This is a genomic window from Roseomonas indoligenes, assembly GCF_017813365.1.
GTDB lineage: Bacteria > Pseudomonadota > Alphaproteobacteria > Acetobacterales > Acetobacteraceae > Roseomonas > Roseomonas indoligenes.
Genome location: NZ_JAGIZA010000005.1, coordinates 128,371 through 143,392, shown reverse-complemented (window position 1 = coordinate 143,392; position 15,022 = coordinate 128,371). Strand labels below are relative to the sequence as shown.

The window sequence follows — 15,022 nt, the reverse complement described above, 5'->3', positions numbered from 1 at the left end:
GAATCCCGCGCCGCCCCCCTTTCGCAGGGGGGCGGCTTGCACCATCTTCGGGAGACATTGCCGGCAGAGGGAGCCGGAGGGGTGCCGCGGCATGACCGGGCGCCTATCCGGGCGGTGCCACTGGGGACGCGCTTCTCCGCCGGCGGGGAAGGAAGAACTGATGACCCGTTCCGTATTCGTCGATCGCGACCCGGTTGATGTCTACAACAACTCGCTGGTCCCGATGGTCGTCGAGCAGACGGCCCGGGGCGAGCGTGCTTTCGATATCTATTCCCGTCTCCTGAAGGAGCGGATCATCTTCCTGACGGGCCAGGTCTTCGACCAGGTCTCGTCCCTGATCTGCGCCCAGCTGCTGTTCCTTGAGAGCGAGAACCCCAACAAGGACATCGCTTTCTACATCAACAGCCCGGGCGGCGTGGTCTCGGCCGGTCTCGCGATGTACGACACGATGCAGTACATCCGCTCCCCCGTTTCCACCGTCTGCCTGGGCATGGCGGCCTCCATGGGCTCGCTGCTGCTGACGGCCGGTGAGAAGGGCAAGCGCTTCGCCCTGCCGAACAGCCGTATCATGGTCCACCAGCCCTCCGGCGGGGCCCAGGGGCAGGCGACGGATATCGAGATCCAGGCCCGCGAGATCCTGGACCTGCGCAAGCGGCTGAACCAGATCTACGTGCACCACACCGGCCAACCGGTGGAGGAAATCGAGCGCAAGCTGGAGCGCGACACGTACATGTCTGCCGAGGAGGCGCAGGCCTTCGGGCTGATCGACCAGGTGGTGGCGAAGCTGCCGGCAGGGGCCGCCGTGGCCGCGCCGGCGGTGGAGGGGCCGCGGGCCTGATGGGCGTGGGGCCTGCCGGACCCGTTGCGGGGGCACCCCCGTCCAGGGGTCCGGTAGCCTGCCTGTCACAAATTCTGGCCCAATCTTCCCCCGAGGGGGGAGGGGGGCTATCTTGCCTTCTTGACGCCCCGGATGGGCCGTGGTGCCCGGCCAGGGGCGAGGAGCGCGCATGAGCAAGTCCGGCGATTCCAAGAACACCCTTTACTGCTCGTTCTGCGGCAAGTCGCAGCACGAGGTCCGCAAGCTCATCGCCGGTCCGACGGTGTTCATCTGCGACGAGTGCGTCGAGCTTTGCATGGACATCATCCGCGAGGAGCACAAGACGCACCTCGTGAAGACCCGCGACGGGGTGCCGACGCCTAAGGAGATCTGCAAGGTCCTCGATGACTACGTCATCGGGCAGGAGCACGCGAAGAAGGTGCTCTCGGTGGCCGTGCACAACCACTACAAGCGGCTGCACCACGGCGCCAAGACCGGCGAGGTGGAGATCGCGAAGAGCAACATCATGCTCGTCGGGCCCACCGGCTCGGGCAAGACGCTGCTCGCCCAGACCCTGGCCCGCATCCTCGACGTGCCCTTCACCATGGCGGACGCGACGACGCTGACCGAGGCCGGCTATGTCGGCGAGGATGTGGAGAACATCATCCTCAAGCTGCTCCAGTCCGCGGACTACAACGTGGAGCGGGCGCAGCGCGGCATCGTCTATATCGACGAGGTGGATAAGATCAGCCGCAAGTCGGACAACCCCTCGATCACCCGCGACGTGTCGGGCGAGGGCGTCCAGCAGGCGCTGCTGAAGATCATGGAGGGCACGGTGGCCTCCGTCCCGCCCCAGGGTGGCCGGAAGCACCCCCAGCAGGAGTTCCTGCAGGTGGACACCTCCAACATCCTCTTCATCGTGGGCGGCGCCTTCGCCGGGCTTGAGAAGATCATCGCGGCCAAGGGCAAGGGCTCCGGCATCGGCTTCGGCGCCGAGGTGAAGGGGCCGGACGAGCGCCGCCAGGGCGCCATCCTGCGCGAGGTGGAGCCGGAGGACCTGCTGAAGTTCGGGCTCATCCCCGAGTTCATCGGCCGCCTGCCCGTCATCGCGACGCTGGAGGACTTAGACGAGAAGGCGCTGATCGAGATCCTCACCAAGCCGAAGAATGCGCTGCTGAAGCAGTACCAGCGCCTCTTCGAGATGGAGGGGACGAAGCTGACCTTTACGGAGGACGCGCTGAAGTCGGTGGCCACCCGCGCCATCCAGCGCAAGACCGGCGCCCGCGGGCTGCGCTCCATCATGGAGGGTATCCTGCTCACCACCATGTTCGACCTGCCCGGCCTGGATGAGGTCGAGGAGGTGGTGGTGAACAAGGAAGTGGCCGAGAACCGGGCGCAGCCGTTGTTCATCTACGGTGAACGCCCGGCGGAGCAGACGAGCGCCTGAGCCGGCGCTCCGGGCTCTAACCCCCGGAATGGGGCAGGGCCGGGGCCCTTTTATTGCATGGCCCCATTTGCCCGGGGCGCCCCTCCGCCGTTGTGGGAGAGGCGCCCCGGCACCACATAGGGTTCAATCCCGTGGCGACGGGGGCGTGCCCGATCGGGGCGCTTCCGCGCCGACTGTCTGAGCGAGGTCCCCATGGCGGATACTGGTAATCAGGGTGGAGCGGAGCTGGTCCGGGGCGAGGCACTGCCTGTCCTTCCCCTCCGCGACATCGTCGTCTTCCCCCACATGATCGTCCCCCTCTTCGTGGGGCGCGAGAAGTCCGTGCGCGCGCTGGAGAGCGTGATGCGCGAGGACAAGCAGATCCTCCTGCTGGCGCAGCGCAACGCGGCGCAGGACGACCCCGGCGCCGAGGACCTGTTCGAGGTCGGCACCGTCTCCACCGTGCTGCAGCTCCTGAAGCTGCCGGACGGCACCGTGAAGGTGCTGGTCGAGGGCGGTCGCCGCGCGAAGGTGGTGGGCTGGAAGGAGACCGGCAGCCATTTCGAGGCTTTTGCCGAGACGGTCGAGGAGGCCGCTCCCGAGGCCGCCGAGCTGGAGGCGCTGAGCCGCTCCGTCGTCGGGCAGTTCGAGGGCTACATTAAGCTCAACAAGAAGATCGCGCCTGAGGTGCTGGTCTCGATCAACCAGATCGAGGAGCCGGGCAAGCTGGCCGATACCGTGGCCGCCCACCTGAACCTCAAGATTGCCGAGAAGCAGGAACTGCTCGAGACGGTCGGCGTGACTGCCCGCCTGGAGCGCGTCTTTGGGCACATGGAGAGCGAGATCGGCGTCCTCCAGGTGGAGAAGCGCATCCGGAACCGCGTGAAGCGGCAGATGGAGAAGACCCAGCGCGAGTACTACCTGAATGAGCAGATGAAGGCCATTCAGAAGGAGCTGGGCGAGGGCGAGGAGGGCAAGGACGAGATTGCCGAGCTCGAGGCCCGGATCAAGAAGACGTCCCTCTCCGCCGAGGCGCGGGAGAAGGCGACCGGCGAGCTGAAGAAGCTGCGGGGCATGTCGCCCATGTCCGCGGAAGCCACGGTGGTGCGGAACTACCTGGACTGGATGCTGACGATTCCCTGGAAGAAGCGCACGAAGGTGCGGATCGACCTGGAAGAGGCCCAGCGCGTCCTGGATGCCGACCACTATGGCCTCGAGAAGGTGAAGGAGCGAATCATCGAGTACCTGGCCGTTCAGAGCCGGTCCAAGAAGATCCGTGGCCCCATCCTGTGCCTCGTCGGCCCGCCCGGCGTCGGCAAGACCTCGCTCGGCAAGTCGATCGCCAAGGCGGTGAACCGGAACTTCGTTCGCATGTCGCTGGGCGGCGTGCGTGATGAGGCCGAGGTGCGCGGCCACCGGCGGACCTATATCGGGTCCATGCCCGGCAAGGTCATCCAGGGCATGAAGAAGGCGAAGACGTCCAACCCGCTCTTCCTGCTGGACGAGATCGACAAGCTGGGTGCCGACTGGCGCGGCGACCCGTCCTCCGCCCTGCTGGAGGTGCTCGACCCCGAGCAGAACGGGACCTTCGCGGATCACTACCTGGAGGTCGATTACGATCTGTCGGACGTGATGTTCATCACGACCGCCAACTCGCTGAAGATGCCTCAGCCCCTGCTGGACCGCATGGAGATCATCCGCATCCCCGGCTACACCGAGGATGAGAAGATCGGCATCTCCCGCCGGCATCTTGTCGGCAAGGTGACAGAGGCCAACGGTCTGAAGCCGAACGAGTGGAGCGTCTCCGACGAGGCGATCCGCGACCTGGTCCGCTACTACACGCGGGAGGCCGGCGTTCGGAACCTGGAGCGCGAGATTGGTGGTCTGGCCCGCAAGGCCGTTCGCGAGATCGTCTCCGGCAAGGCGACGAAGGTGGAGATCACCGCCGAGAACCTTGGCAAGTATGCCGGCGTGCGGAAGTTCCGCTACGGCGAGGCCGAGGCCGAGGACATGGTGGGCGCCGTCACCGGCCTCGCCTGGACCGAGGTGGGTGGCGAGATCCTGACGATCGAGTCCGTGCTGCTGCCCGGCAAGGGCGCCGTGAAGCACACGGGCAAGCTCGGCGACGTGATGCAGGAGAGCGTTTCGGCGGCGGTGTCCTATGTCCGCAGCCGCTCGACCGCCTTCGGCATCAAGCCGACGATCTTCGAGAAGCGGGACATCCACGTCCACGTGCCTGAGGGGGCGACCCCGAAGGACGGGCCTTCCGCGGGCATCGCGATGGCGACGAGTATCGTCTCGATCCTGACGGGCATCCCCGTCCGCAAGGACGTGGCCATGACCGGCGAGATCACGCTCCGCGGGCGGGTCCTTCCGATCGGGGGGCTGAAGGAGAAGCTGCTGGCGGCCCTGCGGGCCGGCGTCGGCACGGTCTTCATCCCGAAGGAGAACGAGAAGGACTTGGTTGATATCCCGGAGAGCGTGACGAAGGTCTTGAAGGTGATCCCCGTCTCCCATGTGGACGAGGTGATCTCACAGGCCCTGGTCCGGCGGCCGGAGCCTATCGACTGGATCGAGCCGGAGGAGGTGCCCCCGACCAAGCCGGCGGCGGGCGACCCGGCAGGGGCCGGTCTCCCTCACTGATCGGTCGCAGGTTGCGGAAACAGGGGCGTCGGCGAGAGCCGGCGCCCCTTTCTCATGAGGTGATTGACGCCGCCAGGGGCGGCCCGGCATAGGTCGGGCCTTGGACCGGCCATGAGGGCGCTTAGCTCAGCGGTAGAGCGCCTCGTTTACACCGAGGATGCCGGGGGTTCGAATCCCTCAGCGCCCATTCCCCAGTCCGTTTTGTCTAGCAGAACCGGAGCGTGGCGATTTAGGGCCGGAACGTTCCGGAAGGTTGCGGTAAAAAGAAGCGGGTGAATAATCCCTCGACCGGCCTGATTCGGCCGCTGGTTCCGAGGGAAGCCGTCACATGAAGTTTCGCCATGGCCTGCTGGGCGCCGTCTCCGCTTTCGCGCTCGCGGGGTGCATCCAGCAGGGAACGGCCAGTGGCCCCGTGACCGGCGCCGCCGGGGGCGGCACGAGCGTCGGGGCGAGTAGCCTAGTTCGCTGCCCGGAAACGCTGGGCACGATCGCCGTCGACGATGGCCGCGCGGCGAGCTGGTTCGGGCCCTTCACCCAGGCCACCCAGATCACCACGATCGAGCCGATGGTGCGGCTGATTATTCAGCAGTCCAACTGCTTCGTCATCACGGCCATGGGCAATGACCGGCTGGAGGGCCGGATGCGTGGTATGATCGGCGACATGCGGAGCAGCGGCGAGTTCCGCGCCGGGTCCAACATGCAGCGCGGGCAGCGCGTGGCGGCCGACTACTTCATGGAGCCGGCCATCCTATTCTCGAACCAGAACATGAGCGGGCTTGGTGCGGGAATCGGCGGCTGGGGCGGCCTGGCAGCCGGGCTGGCCGGGGCGGCCATGTCCACCTCCGGTACGCAGGTCACGCTCTCGGTCTTCGACATCCGTGCCGGCGTGCAGATCGCGGCTTCGGAGGGGTCCTCCACAGCCTCCAACTTCGGCGCCGTGCTGGCCGGCTTCGGCGGCGGCGCGGCCGGTGCCCTGGGCGGCTATCAGCGCACGCCGGCTGGGCAGGCGACGGTCGCCGCCTTCGTGGACTCGTACAACAAGATGGTCGTGGCACTGCAGAACTACCGCGCGCAGGAGGTCCGGGGCGGTCTCGGCACCGGCGGCCGGCTGCGCGTGAACTGAGGCGGGCATGACGGCGCTCCACCGGGCCGCGCTGGCGTCCCTTCTGGGGCTGGGTGCCTGCGCCCAGTCCCAGCCCATGATGGCCCAGCCAGACGTGGTCGTGTGCCATCCCGGCATGCCCTGCCACGTCCAGCCGATCGGCGCCGTGACCGCGGAACTGGACGGGGATCGGCGAGGGCCGTCGATGGAGGCGCCCGAATCGGCGCGGGGCCTTGTCGCCGCGGCCGAGAGTGGATCGCCGGGGGCCGCGTATCGCCTGGCGACCTTGCTGTTCCGGGGCGGGGAGGGGTTCCGGCGCCAGCCCTACGCCGCCCTGCAATGGATGCGCCGCGCCGCCGAGGCCGGCGACGTCAGGGCGCAGCGCGCCGTCGGGCGCCTTTACATGACCGGGCTGGAGGAAATGGGCCAGGACCCGCGGGAAGCGCGCAACTGGCTTTCCATGGCCGCGTCGCGCGGCGATCGCCAGGCCGCGCGCGACCTCGCGGAGATCGATCGTGCGGAGCGATCCGAGCGGGATTTCCTTCGGGCCCTGGCGCTGCGGCAGGCGGAAACCCGCACGCTGTGGGTCGTCGTCGTTCGGTGATGCTTCCGTGAATGGCCCGTATTGACGGGTGCGGCGCCAGCCCATATACGGCGCCCACGTCGCGAGCGGGTGTAGCTCAGTTGGTTAGAGCGCCGGCCTGTCACGCCGGAGGTCGCGGGTTCGAGCCCCGTCACTCGCGCCACGACGCGATACAAGACGCCGTCCCTCGGGGCGGCGTTTTGCGTTTCAGGGATCCGTGGCGGCCCGCCGACGCATTCCGTAACACAGGTTGCAATCCGCTTGCGAACGGCTCGCAAGCATTGATTAAGCTGCATTCATTGTGCGAGGCTAGGTGGGGAGCCCTATGGCGAACCATCACTCTCGGCTATACATACTGCGTTGCGCTGCGGCATGGCCTCGGCGCCAATGGGCGCATCCGGCGGTCGCCTCCGGCCCGGGATGCCCGTAGCTCCGAGGGCATGATGACCCAGCCGCTGCTGGCCAACTACTTTCCGATCCTCGTCTTCCTGGGCATCGCTGCAACGATCAGCATTGCCATGGTGGGCGGGTCCGTGCTGGCCGCGCGGCAGAAACCGGACGCAGAGAAGAATTCGACTTACGAGTGCGGATTCGAGCCTTTCGAGGACACCCGGCACCGCTTCGACGTGCGTTTCTACCTCGTCGCGATTCTCTTCATCATCTTCGACCTGGAGGTGGCTTTCCTGTTCCCCTGGGCCGTGTCGCTCGGCGGGATCGGCTGGCTGGGCTTCCTCTCGATGATGGGGTTCCTGGGTCTGCTGACGGTCGGCTTCGTGTACGAGTGGCGCAAGGGCGCGCTGGATTGGGAATGAGCCGCGGCACTCGCGGCGAGACGGGCCCCGTGGCCCGCAAGAACATGACGCGCGATGACGCGCGGAGGGTGATGCGATGAGCGGCACCGGCAGCGAAATCTTCGGCCACCCGCATGTGGCCGACGTGTCGGCCAACGAAAAAGTGGCCTGGAACAAGCAGGCGCTTCCCCCGGGGCCGGATCAGGACGCGGTCCTGAACGGCGTGACGGGCGAGATCGAGGAAAAGGGCTTTGTCGTCGCCAACCTGGACAAGGTGGTGAACTGGGCCCGCACGGGCAGCCTCTGGCCGATGACCTTCGGCCTGGCCTGCTGCGCCGTGCCGATGATCCACGCCTATATGGCGCGCTACGACCTGGACCGCTTCGGGGTCATCCCGCGCGGGTCGCCGCGCCAGTCGGACGTGATGATCGTCGCGGGCACGCTGACCAACAAGATGGCTCCTGCTCTGCGCCGCGTTTACGACCAGATGAGCGAGCCGCGCTGGGTGATCTCGATGGGCAGCTGCGCCAATGGGGGCGGCTACTATCACTACTCGTACAGCGTGGTGCGGGGCTGCGACCGGATCGTGCCCGTGGACATCTACGTGCCGGGCTGCCCGCCGACCGCTGAGGCGCTGGTTTACGGAATTCTGCAGCTGCAGAAGAAGATCCGGCGGACGGGGACGATCCTTCGTGGCTGAGCACCTCGACATTCTTGGCGCCCAGGTTGCCGCCAGCCTTCCGCCCGGCGCGGTGACCGAGGCCTATGTGGCCCGGGGCGCCGAGCTGGTGATCCGAATCCGCCGCGACCAGGTGCGGACCGTGATGGCGATCCTGCGGGCCGATCCGCGCTTCGCCTTCGAGCAGATGATGGACCTCTGCGGCGTGGACTTCCCGGAGCGTGCGGAGCGCTTCGAGGTGGTGTGGAACCTCCTCTCCCTCACGCACAATCACCGCATCCGCGTGGTGACCACCACCGACGCCGAGACGCCGGTGGCGAGCGTGACCGCCATCTGGCCCGTGGCCGGCTGGTGGGAGCGCGAGGCCTGGGACATGTACGGCATCTCCTTCGACGGCAACGAGGACCTGCGCCGGATCCTGACGGATTACGGCTTCCAGGGTCATCCGCTGCGCAAGGACTTCCCTCTGACCGGCCATGTCGAGGTTCGCTACGACGCGGAGCGGCGCGAGGTGATCTACGAGCCGGTGAACCTGCCGCAGGACTTCCGCAACTTCGACTTCCTCTCCCCGTGGGAGGCCATGACCACCCTGCCGGGCGACGAGAAGGTGCACCTGAACCGCATCGCGCCGCCGCCCGCATCGCTCCTCGAAGGGCCCAAGGCCCTGCCGGACGCGGAGAAGCAGCCATGAGCCTAACGACTGGCGATGCCATCCCCGTGGACACCAGCACCGCCGACGCGCAGACGCGCCGGGTGGAGCTGGACAGCCACACCCTCAACTTCGGCCCGCAGCACCCGGCCGCGCACGGCGTGCTGCGCCTCATCCTCGAGCTGAAGGGTGAGGTGGTGGAGCGTGCCGACCCGCATATCGGCCTATTGCATCGCGGCACCGAGAAGCTGATCGAGTACAAGTCCTACCTGCAGGCCAATCCGTATTTCGACCGGCTCGACTATGTCAGCCCGATGTGCATGGAGCACGCCTTCGCGCTCGGCACGGAGCGGCTGCTGGGCATCACGGTGCCGGAGCGGGCTCAGTACATCCGCGTGATGTTCAGCGAGATCACGCGGCTGGCGAACCACCTGCTGAACATCACGACCTACGCGCTGGACTGTGGCGCCATCACGCCTTCCCTCTGGGGCTTCGAGCAGCGCGAGCATCTGCTGGAGTTCTACGAGCAGGTCTCCGGCAGCCACTACCACGCGAACTACTTTCGTGCCGGCGGCGTGTCCCGCGATCTGCCGCCGGGCCTGGCGGAGCGGATCCGCGCCTGGGCGAATCAGTTCCCGAAGTTTATCGACGAGCTGCACGGGCTGCTGACGGACAACCGCATCTTCAAGCAGCGCACGGTGGACATCGGCGTGATGTCGGCCGAGCAGGCTATGGAGTGGGGCTTCTCCGGCCCGTGCCTGCGCGCTTCCGGCGTGGCCTGGGACCTGCGCCGGCAGCAGCCCTACGACGTCTACGACCGCATGGAGTTCGAGGTGCCCGTGGGGCGCCACGGCGACTGCTACGACCGCTACCTCGTCCGCATGGCCGAGATGCGGGAGAGCCTGAAGATCATCCACCAGTGCCTGGACCAGATGCCGGCCGGGCCGATCAAGGTGGACGACAATAAGATTGCGCCGCCGAAGCGCGGCGAGATGAAGCGCTCGATGGAATCGCTGATCCACCACTTCAAGCTCTACACCGAGGGGTACCACGTGCCCCCCGGCGAGACCTACACGGTGGTGGAGGCGCCCAAGGGCGAGTTCGGGGTGTATCTCGTGTCCGACGGAACCAACCGGCCCTATCGCTGCAAGATCCGCGCGCCGGGCTTCGCGCATCTCCAGGCGATGGAGGTGCTGACCAAGGGCCACATGCTGGCGGACGCGGTCTCGGTGATCGGCAGCCTGGACATCGTCTTCGGGGAGATCGACCGGTGACCGACGGCGCGAAGGACCATCTCGACTCTAACCCCGACAACCCGCGGGAGGAGCCCACCAGCTTCGAGTTCGACGTGGAGAGCGAGGCCCAGATCGCGAAGATTCTGGCGCGCTACCCGGAGGCGAAGAAGGCCTCCGGTGTGATCCCGGTCCTCTACGTCGCGCAGAAGCAGATGGGTCGGCAAACCGGCTCCGCTTGGGTGCCGCGGATCGCCATGGATCGCGTGGGCGAGCGCCTGGGCATGGCGCCGATCCGCGTCTACGAGGTCGCCACCTTCTACTTCATGTTCAACACCAAGCCGATCGGGCGGTTTCACCTCCAGGTCTGCGGGACGACGCCCTGCATGCTGCGCGGGTCGGACGACGTGCTGCGCGCCTGCAAGGACGCCGGTGGCCTCAAGGGGTATGGCGACACCAGCGCCGACGGCCTTTTCACCATGTCCGAGGTCGAGTGCCTCGGCGCCTGCGTGAACGCGCCGATCCTGCAGGTGGACGACGACTACTACGAGGACCTGGACTACGGCCGCACCGTCCAGCTGATCGAATCGCTCAAGCGCGGCGAACGCCCGCAGCCCGGCAGCACCATCGGCCGCGAGACGAGCGCGCCGGAGGGTGGCCGCCTGACGCTGCTCGACGTTCCCGGAGGCAACTGACATGGCGCTTCAGGACAAGGACCGCATTTTTACCAACCTCTACGGCACCCAGCACTGGGGCCTGGAGGCGGCGCGGAAGCGCGGCAACTGGGACCGCACGGCGGAGCTGATCGCCAAGGGGCGGGACTGGATCATCGAGGAGGTGAAGCAGTCCGGCCTTCGCGGCCGTGGCGGCGCGGGCTTCCCGACCGGCCTCAAGTGGTCGTTCATGCCGAAGGCCAATGCGGATGGGCTGCCCTCCTACCTCGTCGTGAACTGCGACGAGTCGGAGCCGGGCACCTGCAAGGACCGCGACATCATCCGGCATGACCCGAGCACGCTGATTGAGGGCTGCCTCTACGCCGCCGTCGCGATGAATGCCTCGGCCGGCTACATCTACTGCCGGGGCGAGTACTTCAACGAGCAGAACATCCTGCAGGCCGCGATCGACGAGTGCTACGCGGCCGGGCTGCTGGGCAAGAACGCGGCGGGGTCGGGCTACGACTTCGATCTCTACGTCCACCGCGGTGCCGGTGCCTATATCTGCGGCGAGGAGACGGCCCTCATCGAATCCCTCGAGGGCAAGAAGGGCATGCCGCGGCTGAAGCCGCCGTTCCCGGCGGCGGTGGGCCTGTATGGCCGCCCGACGACCGTGAACAACGTCGAGACGATCGCGGTGGTCCCGGAGATCCTGCGGCGCGGCGCGAGCTGGTTCGCGGGCTTCGGCCGGCCGAAGAACTCGGGCACGAAGATCTTCTGCATCCAGGGCCACGTGAACAAGCCCTGCAACGTCGAGGAGGAGATGAGCATCCCGCTGCGGGAGCTCATCGAGCGCCATGCCGGCGGCGTGCGCGGGGGCTGGGACAACCTGCTCTGCGTCATTCCCGGCGGGTCCTCCACGCCGCTGTTGCCGAAGCACATCTGCGACGACGTGCTGATGGACTTCGACGCACTGCGCGAGCACAAGTCCGGCCTCGGCACGGCGGGGGTGATCGTGATGGACAAGTCCACGGACCTGATCCGCGCCATCGCCCGCCTGTCCAAGTTCTACAAGCATGAGAGCTGCGGCCAGTGCACGCCCTGCCGCGAGGGCATGGGCTGGGTCAGCCGCATGATGGACCGCATGGTCGAGGGGCGCGCCGAGCTCGACGAGATCGACGTGCTGGAGAATGTGACGCGGCGGATCGAGGGGCACACGATTTGTGCGCTCGCCGATGGCGGCGTCTGGCCCGTGCAGGGGCTGATCCGGCACTACCGGCCGATGATGGAAGAGCGGATCGCTGCTTATAAGCGCGATCATGCCGCACGGGTCTTCCCGATGGCGGCGGAGTAAAACCATGAGCGACGTGAAGCTCATCAAGGTCACGGTGGACGACGTCGAGGTCGAGGTGCCGCTCGGCGTCACGGCCCTTCAGGCGGCGGAACTGGCGGGGAAGGAGATCCCCCGCTTCTGCTACCATGAGCGCCTGTCCATCGCCGGCAATTGCCGCATGTGTCTCGTCGAGGTGGAGAAGGCGCCGAAGCCCGTCGCCTCCTGCCACTTTCCGGCGGCTGACGGCATGAAGATCATCACGGACAGCCCGGTCGTGCGGAACGCGCGCCGGGGCGTGATGGAATTCCTGCTGATCAACCATCCACTGGACTGCCCGATCTGTGACCAGGGCGGCGAGTGCGACCTGCAGGACCAGGCGATGGCCTACGGGTCCGACACCACGCGGTTCCACGAGAACAAGCGGGCGGTGAAGGACAAGTATCTTGGCCCGCTGGTGAAGACGATCATGACGCGCTGCATCCAGTGCACGCGCTGCGTCCGCTTCGCGACCGAGGTGGCGGGTGTGCCGGAGCTCGGCGCGGTGGGCCGCGGCGAAGGGATGGAGATCACCACCTATGTCGAGAAGGCGCTGTCCACCGAGCTCTCGGGCAACCTGATCGACATCTGCCCAGTGGGCGCGCTGACGAGCCGGCCCTACGCCTACGTCTCCCGCCCCTGGGAACTAGCGAAGACCGACAGCGTGGACGTGCTGGACGCGAACGGCACGAATATCCGCGTGGACAGCCGCGGGCCGGACATCCTGCGCATCATCCCCCGCGTGCATGAGGACGTGAACGAGGAGTGGATGGCCGATCGCGGCCGCTTCTCCTTCGACGCGCTGAAGAAGCGCCGCCTGGACCGGCCGTGGATCCGCGAGAGCGGCAAGCTGCGCGCGGCGACCTGGCCGGAGGCCTTTGCGGCGATCGCGGCGAAGCTGAAGGGCCTGCCAGGTGAGCGGATCGGCGCCGTGGCCGGCGGGCTTGCGGATGCGGAGAGCATCCTGGCGTTGAAGGAGCTGATGGCGGGGCTGGGTTCGCAGAACCTTGACTGCCGTGAGGACGGTGCGGCGCTGGATGCCTCGAACCGCGCCTTCTACCTGTTCAACACCAGCATTGCTGGGATCGACCAGGCAGATGCGGTGCTGATCATCGGCAGCAACCCGCGCGTCGAGGCGCCCGTGCTGAACGCGCGCATCCGCAAGCGGGCTATGGTTCGCGTGCCCGTGGGCGTGATCGGGCCGGACGTGGACCTGACTTATCCCTCGCAGCACCTGGGCAACGGACCGGATGCGCTGAGCGGCCTGATGGACGGCGCCTTCGGCGACGTGCTGCGGAACGCGAAGCGGCCGCTGATCCTGCTGGGGCGTGGCGCGCTCGCCCGGCCGGACGGCGCGGCGATCCTCGCCGCGGCCTGGGGGCTGGCGCAGTCGCTGAATGCTGTCTCGGCGGAGTGGAACGGCTTCAACCTGCTGCATCTCCAGGGCGGCCAGGTGGCTGCGCTGGATCTCGGCTTCCTGCCGGGGCAGGGGGGCAAGGACCTGGGCGCCATGCTCGGCGGCGGCGTGGATGCGCTGTGGCTGCTGGGCGCGGATGGGTTCGACCCCGGCCTGATCGCGCCGGGTACCTTCGTGGTCTACCAGGGCCATCACGGTGACCGTGCCGCGGCCCGGGCCGATGTTATCCTGCCGGGCTGCACCTACCTGGAGAAGGACGGCACCTACGTGAACACGGAGGGGCGGGTCCAGCGCGGCCGTCGCGCCGTCTTCGCGCCGGGTGACGCGCGGGAGGACTGGCGCATCCTGCGCGCCGCCAGCGAGGCGCTCGGCGTGACCCTTTCCTATGACGATCAGTTCGCGCTCCGCGCGCGGATGCAGGCGGTGAACCCGATTTTCCAGCGGTTGGACGAGACGCCGGCTCCGGCGCCGGTCTCCGCCAGCCCGGCGGGCGATGCCGGCGCGGTCGGTACTGCGGTGTTCTCCCTCGCCATCACCAACTACTGGCAGGCCGACGCGATCAGCCGCGCCAGTGAGGTGATGGCCGACTGCGCCCGCGCCCAGGCACCCACCCCTGCGATGGCGGCCGAGTGATGGCGGATTTCCTCAACACCCCGGTCGGCATCCTCGCGCTGACGGTTGCGCAGGCACTGGCACTCCTGGTGCCGTTGCTGATCGCGGTCGCCTTCATGACGCTGGCCGAGCGCAAGATCATGGCCGCGATGCAGCTGCGGAAGGGGCCGAACGTCGTCGGACCCTTCGGCCTGCTCCAGCCCTTCGCCGATGCCGGCAAGATGCTGATGAAAGAGACCATCGTGCCCACGGGCGCGAGCAAGGTCCTCTTCATCATGGCACCGATGCTGACCTTCGTGCTGGCGATGATCGCCTGGGCGGTGATCCCGGTGAACGAGGGCTGGGCGATCGCCGACATCAATGTCGGCGTGCTCTACCTCTTCGCGGTCTCCTCACTCGGCGTTTACGGCATCATCATCGCGGGCTGGGCGTCGAACTCGAAATACGCCTTCCTCGGCGCGCTCCGTTCCGCGGCGCAGATGGTGTCCTACGAGGTCTCGATGGGCTTCGTGATCGTCACCGTCCTGCTCTGCGTGGGATCGCTGAACCTGACGGATGTCGTGCTGGCGCAGAAGGGCCTGTGGTTCTTCATCCCGCTTTTCCCGATGTTCATCATCTTCTTCATCTCCACCCTGGCGGAGACGAACCGGGCGCCCTTCGATCTGCCCGAGGGTGAGTCGGAGCTGGTCGCGGGGTTCTTCGTAGAATACTCCGCGATGACCTTTGCCCTCTTTTTCCTCGGCGAGTACGCGAACATGTTCCTCATGTCCGCGCTCACCTCCACCCTGTTCCTCGGCGGCTGGCTGCCCCCTCTCGACGTGGCGCCGCTGAACCTTGTGCCGGGGCCGATCTGGTTCATCCTCAAGATCTGCTTCTGCATGTTCGTCTTCGTCTGGGTGCGCGCCACCCTGCCGCGCTACCGCTACGACCAGCTGATGCGGCTGGGCTGGAAGGTGTTCCTGCCCTTCAGCCTCGTCTGGCTGGTGCTGACGGCATTCGCGCTGAAGATCTTCGGGTGGCTGCCCGCATGACCCGACTCAACACTGCAA

Annotated in this window: 13 protein-coding genes and 2 tRNA genes; all 15 read left to right on the top strand. The window is 67.2% G+C overall.

Going from position 1 to position 15,022, the window contains the following annotated elements:
* The first annotated feature begins 160 nt into the window (after nucleotides 1–160).
* The 15 genes from clpP (at nucleotide 161) to nuoH (ending at nucleotide 15,004) form a co-directional block, all read left to right on the top strand.
* A complete protein-coding gene (gene clpP / locus J5Y10_RS10305; RefSeq protein WP_245214523.1) occupies nucleotides 161–838 on the top strand; it encodes an ATP-dependent Clp endopeptidase proteolytic subunit ClpP in 678 nt (225 codons plus the stop codon).
* A gap of 169 nt (nucleotides 839–1,007) precedes the next feature.
* Nucleotides 1,008–2,264 (top strand): ATP-dependent Clp protease ATP-binding subunit ClpX, encoded by a 1,257-nt coding sequence (gene clpX, locus J5Y10_RS10300; RefSeq protein ID WP_209373264.1) that lies wholly within the window; start codon nucleotides 1,008–1,010, stop codon nucleotides 2,262–2,264.
* 192 nt (nucleotides 2,265–2,456) lie between these two features.
* Nucleotides 2,457–4,886: an endopeptidase La gene (gene lon / locus J5Y10_RS10295; RefSeq protein ID WP_209373262.1), complete on the top strand. Its 2,430-nt coding sequence runs from the start codon at nucleotides 2,457–2,459 to the stop codon at nucleotides 4,884–4,886.
* A 115-nt stretch (nucleotides 4,887–5,001) separates the two neighbouring features.
* Nucleotides 5,002–5,073 (top strand) — tRNA-Val (locus tag J5Y10_RS10290).
* 141 nt (nucleotides 5,074–5,214) lie between these two features.
* Nucleotides 5,215–6,009, top strand: a complete 795-nt coding sequence (locus J5Y10_RS10285) for a CsgG/HfaB family protein (protein WP_209373260.1) — start codon at nucleotides 5,215–5,217, stop codon at nucleotides 6,007–6,009.
* A gap of 7 nt (nucleotides 6,010–6,016) precedes the next feature.
* Nucleotides 6,017–6,592 carry a tetratricopeptide repeat protein gene (locus tag J5Y10_RS10280; RefSeq protein WP_209373258.1) on the top strand — a complete coding sequence of 192 codons (576 nt, stop codon included), beginning with the start codon at nucleotides 6,017–6,019 and terminating at the stop codon, nucleotides 6,590–6,592.
* 65 nt (nucleotides 6,593–6,657) lie between these two features.
* Nucleotides 6,658–6,734, top strand: a tRNA-Asp gene (locus J5Y10_RS10275).
* 280 nt (nucleotides 6,735–7,014) lie between these two features.
* A complete protein-coding gene (locus J5Y10_RS10270) occupies nucleotides 7,015–7,383 on the top strand; it encodes an NADH-quinone oxidoreductase subunit A (protein ID WP_209373256.1) in 369 nt (122 codons plus the stop codon).
* Between the two features lie 76 nt (nucleotides 7,384–7,459).
* Nucleotides 7,460–8,062: a NuoB/complex I 20 kDa subunit family protein gene (locus tag J5Y10_RS10265; protein WP_245214521.1), complete on the top strand. Its 603-nt coding sequence runs from the start codon at nucleotides 7,460–7,462 to the stop codon at nucleotides 8,060–8,062.
* Nucleotides 8,055–8,732 carry an NADH-quinone oxidoreductase subunit C gene (locus tag J5Y10_RS10260; protein ID WP_209373255.1) on the top strand — a complete coding sequence of 226 codons (678 nt, stop codon included), beginning with the start codon at nucleotides 8,055–8,057 and terminating at the stop codon, nucleotides 8,730–8,732. The genes J5Y10_RS10265 and J5Y10_RS10260 overlap by 8 nt, the downstream gene beginning before the upstream one ends.
* Nucleotides 8,729–9,964, top strand: a complete 1,236-nt coding sequence (locus J5Y10_RS10255; RefSeq protein ID WP_209373254.1) for an NADH-quinone oxidoreductase subunit D — start codon at nucleotides 8,729–8,731, stop codon at nucleotides 9,962–9,964. Before J5Y10_RS10260 ends, J5Y10_RS10255 begins: the two co-directional genes overlap by 4 nt.
* Nucleotides 9,961–10,617 carry a complex I 24 kDa subunit family protein gene (locus tag J5Y10_RS10250; protein WP_209373253.1) on the top strand — a complete coding sequence of 219 codons (657 nt, stop codon included), beginning with the start codon at nucleotides 9,961–9,963 and terminating at the stop codon, nucleotides 10,615–10,617. Before J5Y10_RS10255 ends, J5Y10_RS10250 begins: the two co-directional genes overlap by 4 nt.
* A 1-nt stretch (nucleotide 10,618) precedes the next feature.
* On the top strand, nucleotides 10,619–11,929 hold the full coding sequence (gene nuoF, locus J5Y10_RS10245; protein WP_209373252.1) for an NADH-quinone oxidoreductase subunit NuoF: 1,311 nt from the start codon (nucleotides 10,619–10,621) through the stop codon (nucleotides 11,927–11,929).
* A 4-nt stretch (nucleotides 11,930–11,933) separates the two neighbouring features.
* On the top strand, nucleotides 11,934–13,994 hold the full coding sequence (gene nuoG / locus J5Y10_RS10240) for an NADH-quinone oxidoreductase subunit NuoG (RefSeq protein WP_209373251.1): 2,061 nt from the start codon (nucleotides 11,934–11,936) through the stop codon (nucleotides 13,992–13,994).
* Nucleotides 13,994–15,004, top strand: coding sequence for an NADH-quinone oxidoreductase subunit NuoH (nuoH, locus tag J5Y10_RS10235; protein ID WP_209373250.1), 1,011 nt, complete (start codon nucleotides 13,994–13,996; stop codon nucleotides 15,002–15,004). Before nuoG ends, nuoH begins: the two co-directional genes overlap by 1 nt.
* Nucleotides 15,005–15,022: the final 18 nt, after the last annotated feature.